Source organism: Neptunomonas qingdaonensis, assembly GCF_900113275.1.
Classification (GTDB): domain Bacteria; phylum Pseudomonadota; class Gammaproteobacteria; order Pseudomonadales; family Balneatricaceae; genus Neptunomonas; species Neptunomonas qingdaonensis.
On sequence record NZ_FOOU01000008.1, the window covers coordinates 99,063 to 115,431 of the forward strand.

The following is a 16,369-nucleotide window of genomic DNA, read 5'->3' on the forward strand; positions in this document are numbered from 1 at the left end:
CTGTCTGGAAGTGTTAATTTTGAATGTGGCCGAATAACTTTATAAAAACGAGAATGGCATGGCGTTGTATAAAACAATTGAGCGGGTGTTTTTTAATTCATTAACGAAAAAAATTGTGGGGAATGTCGTTTTTCTACTGGTTCCCTTTCTGCTGCTCATGCTTGTGAATCATCACTTTTCAGGTGAGATTTCCCAGCTGATTTTAGCGCTTAATTTAGAGCCCCGTGCCTCAGATCAATTACTCGTGATGCTGGATGACTTTTGGCGAACGAGTGTGTTTACCATTGCTATCGCAGTGGTTCTTGCCGTATTCAGTGTCTTCTTTATGCGCTTGCTGTTCTTGCGGCCTATCAATGCCATTACACATGTTTTACAGCAGATAAAAGAAAAGGATGGCGATATTTCCGCCACCCTGCCTGAATATACTTATGATGAAATCTCTGAGATGGCGCGTAGTTATAATCAATTCTCCGATAGCTTAAAGAAAATGATTTCTGAGTCGCGTTGCCGTAGTGTCAGCGTTGCGTTAAGTGCGACACGCTTACAAAAGGTTTTATCTCAGGCATCGGCGTCAGCTACCCGCCAGGAGGAGCAAGCACACTTAGTGTTCCAGTCGAGCGAGGAAGCTACCTTGGCGATTGATGAAGTAGCGGCCAGCACATTGAAGTTGAACGAGCATAACAATTCAAATATGGAGGAGGTGCGCACTTCCGGAAATGAATTAATGAAGGTATTAGAACAGGTACGCTCGATTCGTGAGTTGGTCAACAGCTTCCAGGATACCGTTAAAAAACTCAGTGAGAACTCGCTGAATATCACTCATATTCTGACAATGGTTCAGGAATTTTCAGAACAAACCAATTTGTTAGCACTGAATGCTTCGATTGAAGCCGCCAGAGCCGGAGATGCGGGAAGAGGGTTTGCTGTTGTCGCCGATGAGGTTCGCAGTCTGTCGCAGAAAGTTAATGTGGCTACTCAGGAGATCGATAAGAACATTGGCGAAATGGGAACTCTGGTTGAATATACGCGTATCAGTGCTCAGGATATACAGCAGTATGTCCAGAATACAGAGGGCTTTATAGAGAATACCAATACGCAGTTTACTCGTTTGGTGGATGACTTTGAGTTGGTGAATCAAGAGCTATCGGGCATTAGTGCTTCAATAGATGAATTATCCTACACCAATAAGCAGTCGCATCAGCACGTAACAGAAATTACGAGTATCGCGCATGAAATCAAACATGAAATGGATGAGTCTCAGACTTACTCCGGTCAATTAGAGCTGGCAACGGAAGAAACGCAGGAGTTGTTGTCACGCTTCAATATTGGCTACGGTGGCTTTGAAAGTATGATTCAGGCGGGCCGGAAATGGGCGGATCAGACGGTAAGGGCCATCAGCTCCTTATCTGAAAATGGACATAATATTTTTGATAGTAACTACAAGCGTACCAATGAAGGGCAGCAGCCTGAAAAGTACGATGTCAGTTATGTCTCGGCTTATGAATCTGTGCTTCGTCCTTTATTTGATAGCTTTATCAGTGAACGTCCGGAGTTTATTTATGCAATTGCTGTCGATAAAAATGGTTATGCTCCGGCACATCATCTTAAGGTGTCTGCGGCTATAACGGGCGACTTTGCGGTGGATAATGTCAAGAGTCGTCATCGTCGCATTTTTACGGGTAACCGGGCGGAGAAACGCAGGGCAACACACACACAACCCTTTCTGTTGCAAACCTTCATCCGTGACACAGGCGAAGTGTTAAATGATCTTTCGATTCCGCTGTATATTAACGGACAGCACTGGGGAGGACTGATTATGGGGTTTAACCCTGAAAGGTTGCTGGAAGAATAGCACTCCACTTTCTGAGATGTGGATAATGACATACTAAAACGCCCGGACAAACGGGCGTTTTTTATGTACTAAAAAAGTGAAAATGAATCCCGGATGAGTTACGTGACGTCATGATTGAGTACCAGCTGTGTAATCACATTTTTGAAAATGTCATAAGAGAGCGGTTTGCAGCAAAGGGCAGATACGCCGGCGTTTTTTATCGCGGCTAACTGCGTTCTATTTTGTTCGCAGGTCACCATTATAAAGGGGATAGTGGGCTGCTCTCCGTGAGAGCGGATATACTCGAGCATCTCGCGTCCATCAATATTAGGCATGTTGTAATCTGAAACAATCAGGTCGAAGGATTCCTGCTTTAATATTTCAATGGCTTCAGCACCATCTGAAGCTTCTGTGACTGCATGAATTCCCAAATTGTCGAGAAGCTGGTGTAAGTATTTTCGCGAGACCTGGCTGTCATCAACCAGGAGTATCTTTACGTTTTCAAATAATTCAGCACTATTTTCGTTCGGGGTATCCAGGTCATGCAGATAATGTAAGGTGCTTTGCAGTGCAATGCCTAAATCCTGGCGCGAGAAGGGTTTTGGCAATATTGCAATAGCGCCTGCCTGACGGATCGGTTCCAGATAGCGATAATGAGTTTCAGAGGAGACAAGGAAAAAAGTGACATCCATCAAATTAGGGTCTTGACGCATTTCATTGACTACGTCAGTACCTGTCATATCAGGTAAGTGCATCGATGAAAGTACGATGTCCGGTATGTGAAGGTGGATAGCGTTTAAGGCTGTACCGCCATCACTGTAGTCGTCAATATTCTCTATTCCAAAGCTTTTTAACTGGTTAATGATGATGGTTTTTTGTACTCGTGATGGTTCTATGATGAGTACAAACAGCTCTGAAAAATTCATATCAAAATCTCTGTCTATGCTGGAAAACTAATCCAATTTGAGTTTAGCAGCCGTTCAGCGCTTTTGCGCTGGGAGGAAAATTTTATAAGGTTAAATGTGTTGTTAGCTTATGTGACGTTTGCATGGATCAGAGAAGCATGCATGCGTTCAGCTTAGATCTCGTTGCTGGGGTTATAATCTAAGGGCTTCTATATACAATTTTAGCAACAGTCGGTTGTTGAATTTAGGTATATCATCAATTGCTGATGTGCGCTTCAATTGCCATACTGCCCCACCGGCTTATATTTAATCAGGGAAAGCGCATGAACCGGAGCGTCGTATTATTATCATTGTGTCAGGCTTTGCTCGGAACGGGTAATGTGCTTTTAATATCGGTTAATGGCTTGATTGGACAATCGTTATCGCCGTCTGATGCACTGATCACATTACCGATCGCCATGCAGTTTATCGGGTTAATGTTGGCAACAATTCCAGCCTCTCTCATCATGCAGCGGATTGGCCGGCGCAATGGTTTTTATCTGGGTAATTCGCTCGGTATTATCGGGGCTGTTATCTCTGCGGTTGCGCTCTTGTATCAGAATTTCTTCGTTTTTTGTGTGGGTACTACATTATTGGGTGTGGGGATTGGTTTTGGCACCTTATATCGTTTTGCTGCTGTTGAGGCATGTGAGCCTGAACAAAAAAATCGTGCAATTTCGATGGTTATGTTAGGTGGGGTGCTGGCAGCCATTCTGGGGCCTGCGCTGGCAGTTGAGAGCCGTGATTGGATCTCTTCGCAAGAGTTTGTAGGATCATTTGTCGGTTTAATGGGGTTATATAGTCTGGCGCTCTTGTTGTTGAGCGGCGTCTCTATTCCCCAGCCAGCCAATGTAGAATCAGAGAAAGGGCCGTCGCGTCCGTTATTTGAAATTGTTATGCAGCCTGTGTTTATTGTCGCCGTCGTTGCTGCAATGGCTAGCTATACCGTCATGAACTTGCTCATGACGGCTACACCCTTGGCGATGGCGCGGTGTGGTTTTTCTTTTCCTCAGATGGCTTGGGTCATTGAATGGCATTTGCTGGGTATGTTTTTACCTTCGTTTTTTACCGGGCGTTTGATACAGCGGTTTGGTGCTGTTTGTATGATGATGTTGGGCGGATTGATTATGCTGCTTTGTATCCTTGTTAACCTGAATGGTCAGTCTGAATGGCATTTCTGGAGCGCTCTGTTTTTATTAGGGCTAGGCTGGAACTTTATGTTTATCAGTGCGACCAGTATGGTGACCGGGGCATATACACATCAGGAACGTGCAAAAACTCAGGCCACTAATGAGTTTCTGGTGTTTGGTATGGTGACATTATCAGCCCTCAGTTCTGGCTGGCTTGAAGTCAGCATGGGTTGGGAAACCATGAACGTTCTTATGATACCGGTGGTTGTCTGGGCTATGCTGGTTATTGCTGTGTTTTCAAAAAAAATGCAGCAAGCAATTAAATGATTTGCTGGCAGGCTGTCGGGCTTGGCCGCAGTAGATCAGTGTTAAGTCCGACAGTTTGCTGGAGTTACAGGTTTCTTTTTAAGCGAACAATTTCATGCTTTAGCTTTATCAGTTGATGACGGCAAATTTCAGTATGTATAGGCTGGATTTTGGTATGCCACTGCCAGAATCCGGTTATCATGGCTAATAAACTCCAGCTAATGAATACGCCAAGCGAGATAGAATAAAACTGTTTGTTGGAAGCATCTAAATCAGACTGGCGCTCTAACACATGGAGTGTCACTTTTTGCTCCAAAGTCGGTGTTATAATTCCCTGAAGCGCTGATGTTTGCAGGTAGCGATCGAAAACTCTGCGGTTATATTCTTCGTTTAACTGAAAAAAAAGAACGACTAAAACGATACTCGAAAGAAGTCCCGATAAAGCATAGAATTTATAGATATTATCAGTGGGTATAGATGTTTTTGGCTGCACGGTACTACCTGGTTGCCGTTTGATTTGTAAAACATCTTAAAGAAAAAAAGTAACCCCTTCTAGGAATAGATGGCGTTAGCGTGAATTTATTTTTTATTTTACTGGAAAATTTTAAAATATAGTCTAGCAGTCATATTTTTCAGAGATTATCTTGCCCTATAGGCCAAGTTCTTTAATTTTCTTTGAAAGCACTTTTCGAACCTCTGCTTCATCTTCAGCCGCATTCGCTTTGGCAAGAAGTTTTAACAGATCTTCTCTTTTCAATTGGCGAATGATCCATTTAATTTTAGGAATTTTATGTGCACTGAGACTGAGGCGATCAAATCCCATTGCTATTAATAAAAGTACTGAGGCAGGGTCTGCTGCCATTTCTCCGCATAAGGACACCGATAAGTTTAACTCAGTACATTTGCTTTTAATCATTTGCAGAGCAACTAAAACAGCTGGATTTAAGTTATCAAATAAACGTGAAACTTTGGGGTTGTTACGATCTACTGCTAATAGGTATTGGGTCAGATCGTTTGAACCGATTGAGACAAAATCAATATAGGGTGCGATTTTGTCTAACAGAAGCATGGCAGAAGGTACTTCTATCATAATACCTAATTTAGGTTTGATGACTTGTTTACCTTCCTTGTTAAGTTCTACCAGAGATTGCTGGATCAGGTCTTTGATGGCTTTGACTTCGTCGATACGACTGACCATGGGGATCAAAATCTGTAAATTGTCGCGCCCATGAGCTGCACGTAACATCGCACGAATCTGCGTAACCTGAAGCGCCGTATTATCCAGTGTAAAACGAATGCCTCTCCAGCCCAGGTAGGGGTTTTCTTCCTTGAATTCGAAATAGGGGAGTTGTTTGTCTCCGCCAATATCCAGTGTTCTCATGGAAACAGGGCGAGGGCTATAAGCATCAATAACTTCTTTATACGTTAAGTATTGTTCCTCTTCAGTGGGGAAACTGTCATGCACCATAAAAGGAATTTCAGAGCGGTATAAACCTATGCCTTCTGCACCGTTACGTAAACCGGGGGATACATCGGCCAGCAGGCCGGTATTGGTATGCAGCGTTACATGGAAACCATCCAGGGTGACGGCAGGCAGGTCTCTGTATTTGGCCAGCTTCTGGTTGAATTGCTGATCATTTTTCTCGAGTTGGCGGTACTCTTTAATCATCTCTTTGGGAGGAGAAATGACCACTTCGCCACGGTTTCCGTCGATGACTACGAGTTGACCGGCGTAGCGTTTAATATCGAGATCAGCGACGCCCATCACGGCGGGCAACCCGAGTGCATTGGCAACGATAGACGTATGCGATAAGGCTGAACCAGAGCTGCAGATAATACCTTTAATTTGAGTTGAGCTGTACTCAGACAGATCAGCAATACTGATCAGATCACCGGCTAAAATAATTGGTGTAAGGCTGTCAGGTGAGGCCGAGCGCTCACGTTTGGCCATCTGCATCATTAGCTTAATCGCGATATTTCGAACATCTTCTCCGCGCGCTTTCATATAGGGGTCATCAGCCATCTCGAAAACAGTAGCGAGCTCAAGTGCTGTTTTGCGTACCGACCACATCGCGCTGTTGCCGAGCTGGATTTCTTGCAGTGTACCATCGCGAAGTTCCGGGCTCTGTAGCATCATTCGATAGACTGAAAAGAGAGAAACGATATCTTCAGGCAGGTCTTTTTTTATACGGTTTGCGCCATGCTCCAGATCGTCACTGACTTTTTGCAAGGCTGTTTCAAAAAGGTTCTGTTCATCCTTGGGTGATCCGCTTAACTTTTCAGGAACCTGGAGCAGGTCAATATGTGTGTTGATATGGGTGAGGTCACCAATGCCAATGCCGGATGAGCTAACGATGCCGTTGAAGCGTTTATACAGCTTAGCGGGACGGCGGGTGGGGATCCACTCGCCTGATCTTTGAATATTATAGAGTGTGGCTGCCAGTTGCGATGCAATGGTGACGAGGAAGGCTTCTGCTTCTTGTGAAAACGGGTCCTTTGTCGTTCCCTGCACGACAATTACCCCAATCAACTGGCGTAAATGGATTAGTGGAACACCCATAAATTTACGGTAGGGGGCTTCTTGCGCTTGAGGGAAAAAGACAAACTTATCATGTGTCTGAGCATCAGCAAGGTTTAATGGGTGTTTCGTTGATGCAATAACGCCGACAAGCCCTTCATTGAGATTTAATTTTATCTTGCCTACAGACGATTCAGACAACCCCTGCGTTGCTGCCAGAATTAACTTGGAGCGTGTCGGGGACTTGAGGTACAGACTGCAGACCGGCACATCCATTAGCTGGCTAAGACGTGCCACAATAGTTTGCATCGCACTCATGGCATTTTCAGCACCCGAAATCTCTTGAACAAGTGTTGTGAGTGTGGCCAGTGAGTGTTGCATAAGGGCGTCCTGCGTCAGTTCTGACTGCTTTAAAAAGCCATATTCTCACATAAAACAATTATTTATCAATGGCTGCTGTAATTGAGTTCCAGTAAGATGCATGAATAAATTTATGCATGTGAAGTCACGTGCTTAATACCTGCTAAATAATAGTGATAGCGCTTATATGAAAGGCGCCGTCATGCTAAAAATCAGGGGATAACATGAAGAGTTTTCTGTTTTCTACGGAAGATGAACGAGGCGGTGTGATGTTGTGCGACATCGATACACTGGAAGAGGCGGTCACCTATTTGGGTAAACGCTTTAGCGGCGTTATCAGGGTTGAGCAGGGGAAAGATGTCTGGAGTATCGAGGACGGGTTTGTGTTTGTAGATAAACCGGTAAGCCCGTCTGAAACAGACAGCTTACCGCCAGTCCAGGCCGCCCAGACAGACTAACTAGTATCAGGCATCAAAGGATCGGTTCATGCTAAGGGTTTATCATTCTAACGCGCTGGATACGTTGCGCGATGTATTGGTGGAGATGATCAGGCAGGACCCGCAATCTGATCCTTTTGTTGCAGAGCAGATTTTAGTGCAGAGCCCGGGTATGGCTCAGTGGCTGAAATTGGAGCTTGCAGAACGTTTGGGTATCGCTGCTAATATAGAATTTCCTTTACCCGCCAGTTTTTTGTGGAAAGTCTTTGTTGCGGCGCTGGATGATGTGCCAGAACGTTCCGCCTATAATAAAGCCTCAATGACCTGGGTGTTGATGCGGGTTCTTCCACAGTACCTCGACAGTGACCTGTTTAGTGTGCTGCGACACTATCTTCAGGAAGATGAAGACCCTCTGCGGCTCTACCATCTGTGTGAGCGGGTCGCCGATCTGTTTGATCAGTATCTTGTTTATCGGCCCGACTGGATTGCTGCCTGGGAGCAGGGTGATGATCAGCCTGCCTTAGAAGCTGATCAGCGTTGGCAGCCGGCATTATGGCGGGCGATCGTTGAAGACACGCACAGCAGAGGGCTTCCGCATTGGCATCGTGCCAATATGTATGACACCTTCATTAAAGCTCTTTCAAATAGCCAAACTGCTTTAGCAGGTGTTCCCCGGCGTATCTTTGTATTTGGTATTTCCGCATTACCGCAGAACTATATCGAAGCACTGGGTGCATTAGGGCAAAAAGTAGATGTGCATCTGATGTTGGCGAATCCCTGTCGGCATTATTGGGGCGATATCGTCGATCCGGGTTATCTGGCGCGTCTGAATCGGATCTGGCTTTCTAAGGGGCAAGATGCTGATGAAACTTATCAAACCGGCCATCCTTTATTGGCATCAATGGGTAAGTTGGGACGGGATTATCTGCACCTGATCCAGCAGATGGAGCTACCGGAAGTCGCACTTTTTAATGATGCCCGCTATGACACACTACTAAGTGCCTTGCAGTCCGACATGCTGGAGTTGGTTAACCGTGGAAACGACCAAAACAGCAATAGCGGCTTAAGCGACCCAGTGATCACCTTCGCGGATACCGATCAGAGCATTCAGTTGCACTCAGCACATAGTGCGTTACGTGAAGTAGAGATCCTGCAGGACCAGCTATTGGCAATGTTCAGCGATAATGCTCGTTTAAAGCCGAGAGATATCATTGTCATGATGCCGGATGTGGCCCATTATGCGCCGTATATTGATGCGGTATTTGGCAATGCCGCCGCCGCGCATTATCTGCCTTATTCTATTTCTGACAGATCAGCCGAGCAGGAAATACCGCTGTTAAGCAGTTTCTTGCAGTTAATATCGTTAAGTAAAAGTCGTTTCAGTGTTTCACAAGTGATTGAGTTACTGGAGCTACCTGCGACCTTAAAGCGCTTTGAACTGGAGCAGGAAGCGTTTGAAAATATCCGCCAGTGGATCAACGAAACGGGTATTCATTGGGGTCTGGATCAGATGTCGCGCGAGGATAGCGGCAGTGTAGGTTTTGAGCAAAATAGCTGGCGCTTTGGGATGGACAGGTTGTTTAGCGGTTATGCTATTGGCGCGACAGATGCCGTCTGGAATGATATCTCGCCTTATGATGGTGTCGGTGGTCTGGCATCGGCGGCATTAGGCCAGTTATCCGCTTTTTTGCAGCAGTTGCAGCAGTTACGCACACAGTTTTCCGGTGCTCAGCCGTTGACCGGCTGGATAGCATTGATTCAGCAGATGTTAGAGGCGATGTATCTGCCGGATGAACGTGATCATGAAGCGCTTGAGCTTATCTATCGGGCGTTGGAGTCATTGCGTGAAACCTTTCAGGAAGTGGCTTTTGAGAAAGATATTGATGTCGCTATCGTGCAGGATTATTTGCAAGAGCAGTTATCCAGCCAGCGCTCTTCACAGCGCTTCTTGTCGGGACAGATCAACTTTTGCACACTCATGCCGATGCGGGCTATTCCCTTTGGTGTGGTCTGTCTGCTGGGCATGAATGATAGTGACTATCCTCGTTCTATCCCGCCAATGGGGTTTGATCTGATGGTGGATCATCCGCGCAAAGGCGACAGGTCCCGGCGTGATGATGATCGCTACCTGTTTCTAGAAGCGTTGCTCTCAGCGCGTGATACCTTGTATATCAGTTATGTCGGACGATCGATTGCTGATAATGCAAAGCGTGTTCCCTCGGTGCTGGTCAGCGAAGTATTGGAGTACTGTGATCAGGCGTATCGGATTGAACAGGACACGCCTGAATCGACGCGTAAGTTTGTGACAGCTAAGACAGTACAAGAGCACCTTTTACTGGAACACCCGTTAACCGCTTATAGCCCCGGCTACTTCGATCAAACATCGCCGCGGCTGTTTAGTTATAACAATCGCTGGATGATTTCATCGAATCTATCGACGCTGACGTCAGCCTCTTTTATTAAGGGTAAATTACAGCCGATCGAGAATCCCCTGGTAGAACTGGATGATTTGATCGCTTTTTATCGACACCCGATTCAGTATTTCTTCCAGAAGCGCATGCAGATCTTCTTTCGTGATGATGAATTGGTGTTATCTGATGAAGAGCCTTTTAGTTTAGCGCCGTTAATTGATTACCAGTTACGCAAGAAACTATTGCAATCGGCACTAGGTGGCGATGGTTTGCAGGCAACCGCTCACTTTATACGCCAGTCGGGTATTTTGCCCGTGGGTAAGGCAGGCGATGTGGAATTGTCTAAGCGAACCCATGATATTGCTGAGCTGTACGAAAAAATGCAGCCCTTGATGGTGGGTGAGCCACGTCGGCGCGAGATTAATTTACGCTTTACTCTGCCGGATTCGCTGGAACTACAAGGCTGGGTGAATGATGTCTACGACACCGGGGTGTTGAAATATGATGTTTCCAAAGTATCAGGAAGGCATCGCTTTATGACCTGGGTGCAACATCTGGCCACCTGCGCTGCCGGCTACAGTGAGCGCACCACGTATCGAGGCTTGAGCGAGCAGTTTAGCTTTACACCCATGCCTGCTGAATTGGCGCATGCTGAGTTAAGCAAGCTCGTCAAAACCTACCTTGAGGGGCAGCGTTTCCCGCTGAACTGGATACCCGAGCCCGCGTGGAAATGGTTAAGTCTACGTGGTAAAGATGAAGAAAAAGCGCGTAAAGAAGCACAAAGTCGCTTTGACAGTGATCGGGGGGGCGATGCCAGCAACCCCTACGTACGCAGAGTTTATCCTGAATGGCGCATGATTGAGCCGGGTGTTTTCGCTTATTCCGAACAGCTGTTTAGTGTAATGATGAACTATCTGGAAGTGGATAACGATGACCATTAAGCTGCTTGATCCACTGACGCTGCCGATTCATGGCCAGTGCTTGATTGAAGCCAGTGCCGGTACCGGTAAAACTTACACACTGGCGGCCTTGTATCTACGTTTATTGCTGGGTTTAGGTAACAGCCCTGAGCATGGCTCTAAAAACAGCCCTGAGAATGCAAGCAATCTGATGCCGCTGGGTGTTGAGCAGATTCTGGTGGTGACCTTTACCGAAGCGGCTACGCAGGAGTTGCGAGATAGGATTCGGCAACGAATCCGGGAAGCGCGAAAAGCCTTTCTGGCGGGGGAAAGTGATGATCCATTACTGGCTCGCTTGCTTGAACACACATCAGCTCATCAGGATAAAGCTCGCTTGCTTGAACTGGCGGCAGCTGAAATGGATCAGGCGGCGATCTTTACTATCCATGGTTTTTGTCAACGTATGCTCAAGCAGCATGCGTTTGAAAGTGGTGCGCTATTTAACCAGGAACTGACTACGGATGATGCTCCACTGATTCGTCAGGCTCTATTGGATTATTGGCGTGATGCATTTTACCAGGCACCCTATGAGTTGGCGGGTGAAATGTTACAGCAGTTCAGAACCCCTGATCTGTTATTGCCGGCAATCCGTAGTTTTTTAAGTATCCACGAGCTGATCCAGGAACCGGATTATAGCCAGTTTGATTTGCAGCAGGGCTGGCGGGCGGAAAAAGAAGCATTACAGCAATTTAAACCGCTGTGGCTGGCTTCGGTTGGAGATCTGGCTCCATTAATTGAGGCCTCCGGGATTAATAAGCGCCGTTACAGTAAACGTAATTTGCCCGGCTGGTTGGAGGCGGTAACGCTTTATGCCCGAGGTGATACGGCTCAGGTTCCCTGGGATAAACTGAATTATTTTCGACAGTCCGTTATCGAAGCAGATTGCCCCAAAGGCTCGCCACCGTGTCATCCGGTTTTTAGCCAGATTGACCAGATTTTTGAGCGACGTGTCCCGATTAAAGAGGTCATCATTTCGCAGGCGTTAGGCGAGGTGAAAAAGCGCTTACAGGCAGAAAAAGCGCGTCATCAGTTACTGGCTTTTGATGATCTGTTATCTCAATTGGCGTTTGCTTTGCAAAGAGAGGGCGGTGAGCGGCTAGCGGCGGCGATTCGTAAACAATATCCGGTTGCGATGATTGATGAGTTTCAGGATACCGACCCGTTACAGTATGCGATTTTTAATCAGATCTATCCGGCGGCTCCGTCTGCTTTGTTGATGATTGGTGATCCGAAGCAGTCTATCTATGCTTTTCGTGGCGCGGATATTTTTACTTATATGCAAGCGCGTAAACAGGTATCAGCTCACTACACTCTGGATACCAATTGGCGTTCATCAACAGCCATGGTCAGCGCTGCTAATGCGCTTTTCGGTTATATTCCTTCTGCTTTTATTTATGATCAGGATATTCCGTTTTATCCGGCCAAAGCATCGGCTAAGGCCGACAAAACAGCGTTCAATTGCCAGGGTAAGATTCAACCAGCGCTCAACTTCTGGATGGCCGGAGAATCACTGAGCGTCAGCGATTATCTGCAGCGTTATGCCGCTGGATGCGCCCGGCATATCGATTCGCTGTTAAATTCCGGAGAGTATTATATTGGCGAGCGCCGCATCCTGCCCGCTGATATCGCCATACTGGTACGTGACCGTAAAGAAGCTAAGGAGGTTCAGCAGTCGTTACGTGGCCAACGGATTGATTCGGTGTTTCTTTCCAGCCGCGAGAGTGTTTTTACCACCCTTGAGGCGCGTGAGCTACTTTATATTCTGCAGGCGATTGCGGAACCGACCGATGAGCGCCTGATGCGAACAGCCTTGGCAACCGGGGTGTTTCATCTGGATATGTCTGAGCTGGATACACTCTGCCAAAGTGAGCTGGAATGGGAAGCTCTGGTGGTTGAGTTTCAGCAGTATCGCGAACATTGGCAGCGTTTAGGCGTGTTACCTATGTTACATAATTTACTGGCGACGCGTGGCTTGTCAGGACGGATTCTGGCCAGCGAAGATGGCGAGCGCCGTCTCACTGACTTGTTACACCTGGGTGAGTTATTACAACAAGCCAGCCAGGAAGTGGAAGGGTTGATGGGGGCATTGCGTTGGTTAGCCGAACATCTGGCCAGCCCTAATCAGAATGCCGATGAGCAACAGCTCCACTTAGAAAGTGATCGTTCCCGTGTGACTATTATTACTATCCACAAATCCAAGGGGCTGGAGTATGAGATAGTCTATTTACCGTTTATCTGTCGTTACCGGGATAGTAGCTCTTCATTTTTTCATGATGACGAAGGCCGCTCAGTACTCAGTTTAGCGCCGGATGATGAGATTAAAGCGCGGGTAGAAAAAGAGCGTTTAGCGGAAGACCTTCGCCTGCTTTATGTGGCCGTAACCCGTGCAGTGCATGCCTGTTATCTGGGCGTGTGTGATGTTCGATACCGTAACAGTAAGCAGGGGAAAACGGCCAGTAGTGCATTGGGCTATCTATTGATGAGGCAGGAGCCTGATCTTGTTGAAGCGGTGAATAATTTTGCTGCCGTGTATGCCGCGTTACATGTTCAGCTGGTGCCTGAAACTGCGCAGGATCACAGCACTGCTGATCTCTTTACTGACCTTGTTTGCGGATCTGAGACTGAAGCTGAAACAGGATCCGTGCCTTGTGAACCACATGTCAAAATATTTTCCGGGGTTATTCAGCGGGATTGGCGTGTAACCAGCTACTCAGCCTTAAGTCGTTTTCATACGCGCGAAGCGATCACTGAAGTTATTCTGGATCTTGAAGTGTTGGCAGAGCAGGACTCAACAGAGGATAACATGGAGGGTGTTTTTAATATCTTTACCTTCCATCGGGGGGCGACGGCCGGTACATTTTTGCATACGCTTTTTGAAGAGATCGATTTTGCGACGGTCACGCCGCTACAGCTGGATGAGGTGCTGGAGAAACATCTGTTGCTGAGTGGTTTTGAACCTGAGTGGCAGCCGGTGTTAGCTGAGTTTGTACAGCAAACCTTGCAGGTTTTACTGCCACAGGCAGGTTGTCGCTTAATGGATATCAGTGATCAGAACCGCTTGGTAGAGATGGAGTTTGTGTTGCCCTTTGCCTCGATAGAAGCATCCCATCTCAATCAGCTATTACGTCAGCACGACCCGTTAGCTCAGCGCGCAGGGGAGCTGCAGTTTGATCAAATTCAAGGGATGCTGAAAGGTTATATCGATCTGACGATGCGTTATGAAGGCCGCTATTATGTGGTGGATTATAAGTCCAATCATTTGGGGTACACCCCGCAGGATTATAGTCAGGAGGCGATGGAGCAAGCCATGATAGAGCACCGCTACGATCTGCAGTATGTGTTGTATACATTAGCCTTGCATCGTTTATTGAAAAACCGTTTGCCGGACTATCACTACGAAACGCATGTAGGCGGTGTCTATTATCTGTTTATACGCGGCATGCATAAAGATCAGGGGCAGCAGGGGATTTTCTATACCAAGCCTGATTTTGCGTTGATCGATGCCTTGGATACGTTATTCCAGGAGGGGATATGAAACTATTGGAGGAGCTTCATACGCAAGGTTGTTTGCGGCCGCTGGATTTGCACTTTGCAAACTGGTTGACAACGCAACAACCGAACATGCCTGATTTTCTGGTATTGCTGGCGGCGCTGACCAGCCAGCAGCTTGGCGAAGGGCATGTCTGTATCGATCTGCAACAGCTTGACCTGCTGTGGGCTGATTGGCCAACGTCATTGCGTGAAGAGGCGGGGCGCCTCAGAAGAAAGCAATCTGTAGCTCAGTTAGTCGACCATCTCATCCTTGGAGACGGGCAGGCAGCGGCTCTTGATAAAGGATCGGTTGTGGCTCTTGATGAAGCGCCAGTTGCGGCTGTTGATAAAAGAGGGGTTGTGACACCACTGATATTGGATAAAGGGCGCTTGTATCTTTATCGGTATTGGCAATATGAGTGTCAGGTCGCGGTTGATTTGTTGGCGCGCGCCACTCCCGCTGATTTTTCATTGCCATTGCTTAAAGAAAAACTGAATGTGCTTTTTCCTACAAGGGCATTTCCTTCAAGTGCGACAGAACCGGATGGTCAACGCATTGCAGCGGCGACGGCTGTTATGCAGTCTTTAGCTATTATCAGTGGAGGGCCCGGGACCGGCAAAACAACGACGATAACGCGAATGCTCGCGATCTACCTGCAGATGCAGCATCATCAGTATCCGGCTAAACATCCAGTCATACGCTTGGCAGCCCCTACGGGTAAAGCGGCAGCACGTTTATCCGAATCAATCAGTGCGGCGCGTGATTCATTAGATGTCAGTGACGAAATTAAAGAGCAGATACCTGATGAAGGTACCACACTGCATCGTCTCTTAGGTGCCCGCCCGGGCCAGTCAGGCTTCAAATATAATGCGGATAATCCGCTACATCTTGATTTGCTGGTGGTCGATGAAGCATCGATGATTGATTTACCTCTGATGGCTAGCTTGTTGTCGGCATTGCCGCCACAGGCCCGATTAATTCTCGTGGGTGATAAAGAGCAGTTGGCCTCTGTTGAAGCGGGTAGCGTCATGGGAGACCTTTGTGCATTACCCAAGCAGGCCAGGCGTAGTGAGAAAATGACTGCATTCTTGCAAGAAACATGTGGCCTGGTTGAACCGTTAGCCTTTAATTCCCTGCCGTTTGCTGACTCTGTCGCTTTTCTCACGCATAGCTATCGGTTTTCAAGGGACAGCGGTATTGGTGCCTTGGCGCGCGCTGTTAATAACGGCAGTGCCGAGCAAGTAAAAACAGTATTGCAGTCGGGCTATAGTGACGTGCAGCAGTTGGCCGTGAATGCTTCAGATAATACTCAATTGATTCAGCATATGTTAGTTAAGTATAGAAGCTATCTGGATACGGTGAGTATGCATGCTCCTCCTGCGGATATTTTAAAACAGTTCTCGGACTTTCGTGTTTTATGTGGGTTACGCAAAGGAATTTTTGGTGTGGAAGCGCTTAATGAAGCCTTTGAAAAGGAGGCCGAAAGCCGCCATTTGATAAAAATGAATGGCCGTTGGTATCCCGGCAGGCCTGTTATGATTACGCGCAATGATCGTTCTTTACGCCTGTATAACGGTGATGTGGGAATCGCATTGATAGATGCACAAACACAGCAGTTGAAAGTATGGTTTGATCAGGGAGGAGAGTTGGTTTCATACTCCACTAGCCGTTTACCACAGCATGAAACAGTATTTGCGATGACCGTGCATAAAAGTCAGGGATCGGAGTTTAACGAGGTGACATTGGTGTTGGCGGAGGATGCTAAGGTGATTAGCCGGGAGTTAGTCTATACCGGAATAACCCGTGCTAAAAAACACTGCTCGCTTTATGGATCATTTAAAACAATCGTAGCGTCAATTGATAAAGCAACGATCAGAATGAGTGGATTGGCAGAAAGAATCTGGGGTAGAGGATAAAAACGAGCATATCCGCAAATTCTGT

General features: G+C 46.9%; 9 protein-coding genes. 6 read left to right on the plus strand and 3 right to left on the minus strand.

Annotated features, from left to right (window positions below):
• Positions 1 to 58 precede the first annotated feature (58 nt).
• On the plus strand, positions 59 to 1,852 hold the full coding sequence (locus BM099_RS12620) for a methyl-accepting chemotaxis protein (protein ID WP_090728481.1): 1,794 nt from the start codon (positions 59 to 61) through the stop codon (positions 1,850 to 1,852).
• Between the two features lie 98 nt (positions 1,853 to 1,950).
• Here BM099_RS12620 and BM099_RS12625 read toward each other — a convergent pair whose 3' ends face one another.
• A complete protein-coding gene (locus BM099_RS12625) occupies positions 1,951 to 2,757 on the minus strand; it encodes a response regulator (protein ID WP_090728482.1) in 807 nt (268 codons plus the stop codon).
• Between the two features lie 302 nt (positions 2,758 to 3,059).
• Between BM099_RS12625 and BM099_RS12630 the strand changes: the two genes are divergently transcribed.
• Positions 3,060 to 4,232, plus strand: a complete 1,173-nt coding sequence (locus BM099_RS12630) for an MFS transporter (protein WP_090728483.1) — start codon at positions 3,060 to 3,062, stop codon at positions 4,230 to 4,232.
• Between the two features lie 64 nt (positions 4,233 to 4,296).
• Here the strand turns inward: BM099_RS12630 and BM099_RS12635 are convergent, their stop codons facing one another.
• Together BM099_RS12635 and ptsP are read right to left on the minus strand one after the other, a co-directional pair.
• A complete protein-coding gene (locus BM099_RS12635; RefSeq protein ID WP_090728484.1) occupies positions 4,297 to 4,704 on the minus strand; it encodes a hypothetical protein in 408 nt (135 codons plus the stop codon).
• Positions 4,705 to 4,860: 156 nt separating this feature from the next.
• On the minus strand, positions 4,861 to 7,110 hold the full coding sequence (ptsP, locus tag BM099_RS12640; RefSeq protein ID WP_090728485.1) for a phosphoenolpyruvate--protein phosphotransferase: 2,250 nt from the start codon (positions 7,108 to 7,110) through the stop codon (positions 4,861 to 4,863).
• 203 nt (positions 7,111 to 7,313) lie between these two features.
• Here ptsP and BM099_RS12645 point away from each other — a divergent pair, with 203 nt between their 5' ends.
• Genes BM099_RS12645 through recD form a run of 4 tightly spaced genes read left to right on the plus strand, consistent with a single transcriptional unit; the run spans position 7,314 to position 16,344 of the window.
• Entirely contained in the window at positions 7,314 to 7,547 is a 234-nt protein-coding gene (locus tag BM099_RS12645; RefSeq protein ID WP_090728486.1) for a hypothetical protein, read from the plus strand.
• A gap of 28 nt (positions 7,548 to 7,575) precedes the next feature.
• Positions 7,576 to 10,878 carry an exodeoxyribonuclease V subunit gamma gene (gene recC / locus BM099_RS12650; protein ID WP_090728487.1) on the plus strand — a complete coding sequence of 1,101 codons (3,303 nt, stop codon included), beginning with the start codon at positions 7,576 to 7,578 and terminating at the stop codon, positions 10,876 to 10,878.
• Positions 10,868 to 14,431, plus strand: coding sequence for an exodeoxyribonuclease V subunit beta (recB, locus tag BM099_RS12655; protein WP_090728488.1), 3,564 nt, complete (start codon positions 10,868 to 10,870; stop codon positions 14,429 to 14,431). The genes recC and recB overlap by 11 nt, the downstream gene beginning before the upstream one ends.
• Complete coding sequence (gene recD / locus BM099_RS12660) at positions 14,428 to 16,344, plus strand: exodeoxyribonuclease V subunit alpha (protein WP_090728489.1); 1,917 nt, start codon at positions 14,428 to 14,430, stop codon at positions 16,342 to 16,344. The genes recB and recD overlap by 4 nt, the downstream gene beginning before the upstream one ends.
• Positions 16,345 to 16,369 lie beyond the last annotated feature (25 nt).

What these genes read in the sequence shown, in the direction of transcription:
- BM099_RS12620 (WP_090728481.1), top strand. Translation starts at nt 59, where the DNA reads ATGGCGTTGTATAAAACAATTGAGCGGGTGTTTTTTAATTCATTAACG.
- BM099_RS12625 (WP_090728482.1), bottom strand. Translation starts at nt 2,757, where the DNA reads ATGAATTTTTCAGAGCTGTTTGTACTCATCATAGAACCATCACGAGTA.
- BM099_RS12630 (WP_090728483.1), top strand. Translation starts at nt 3,060, where the DNA reads ATGAACCGGAGCGTCGTATTATTATCATTGTGTCAGGCTTTGCTCGGA.
- ptsP (WP_090728485.1), bottom strand. Translation starts at nt 7,110, where the DNA reads ATGCAACACTCACTGGCCACACTCACAACACTTGTTCAAGAGATTTCG.
- BM099_RS12645 (WP_090728486.1), top strand. Translation starts at nt 7,314, where the DNA reads ATGAAGAGTTTTCTGTTTTCTACGGAAGATGAACGAGGCGGTGTGATG.
- recC (WP_090728487.1), top strand. Translation starts at nt 7,576, where the DNA reads ATGCTAAGGGTTTATCATTCTAACGCGCTGGATACGTTGCGCGATGTA.
- recB (WP_090728488.1), top strand. Translation starts at nt 10,868, where the DNA reads ATGACCATTAAGCTGCTTGATCCACTGACGCTGCCGATTCATGGCCAG.
- recD (WP_090728489.1), top strand. Translation starts at nt 14,428, where the DNA reads ATGAAACTATTGGAGGAGCTTCATACGCAAGGTTGTTTGCGGCCGCTG.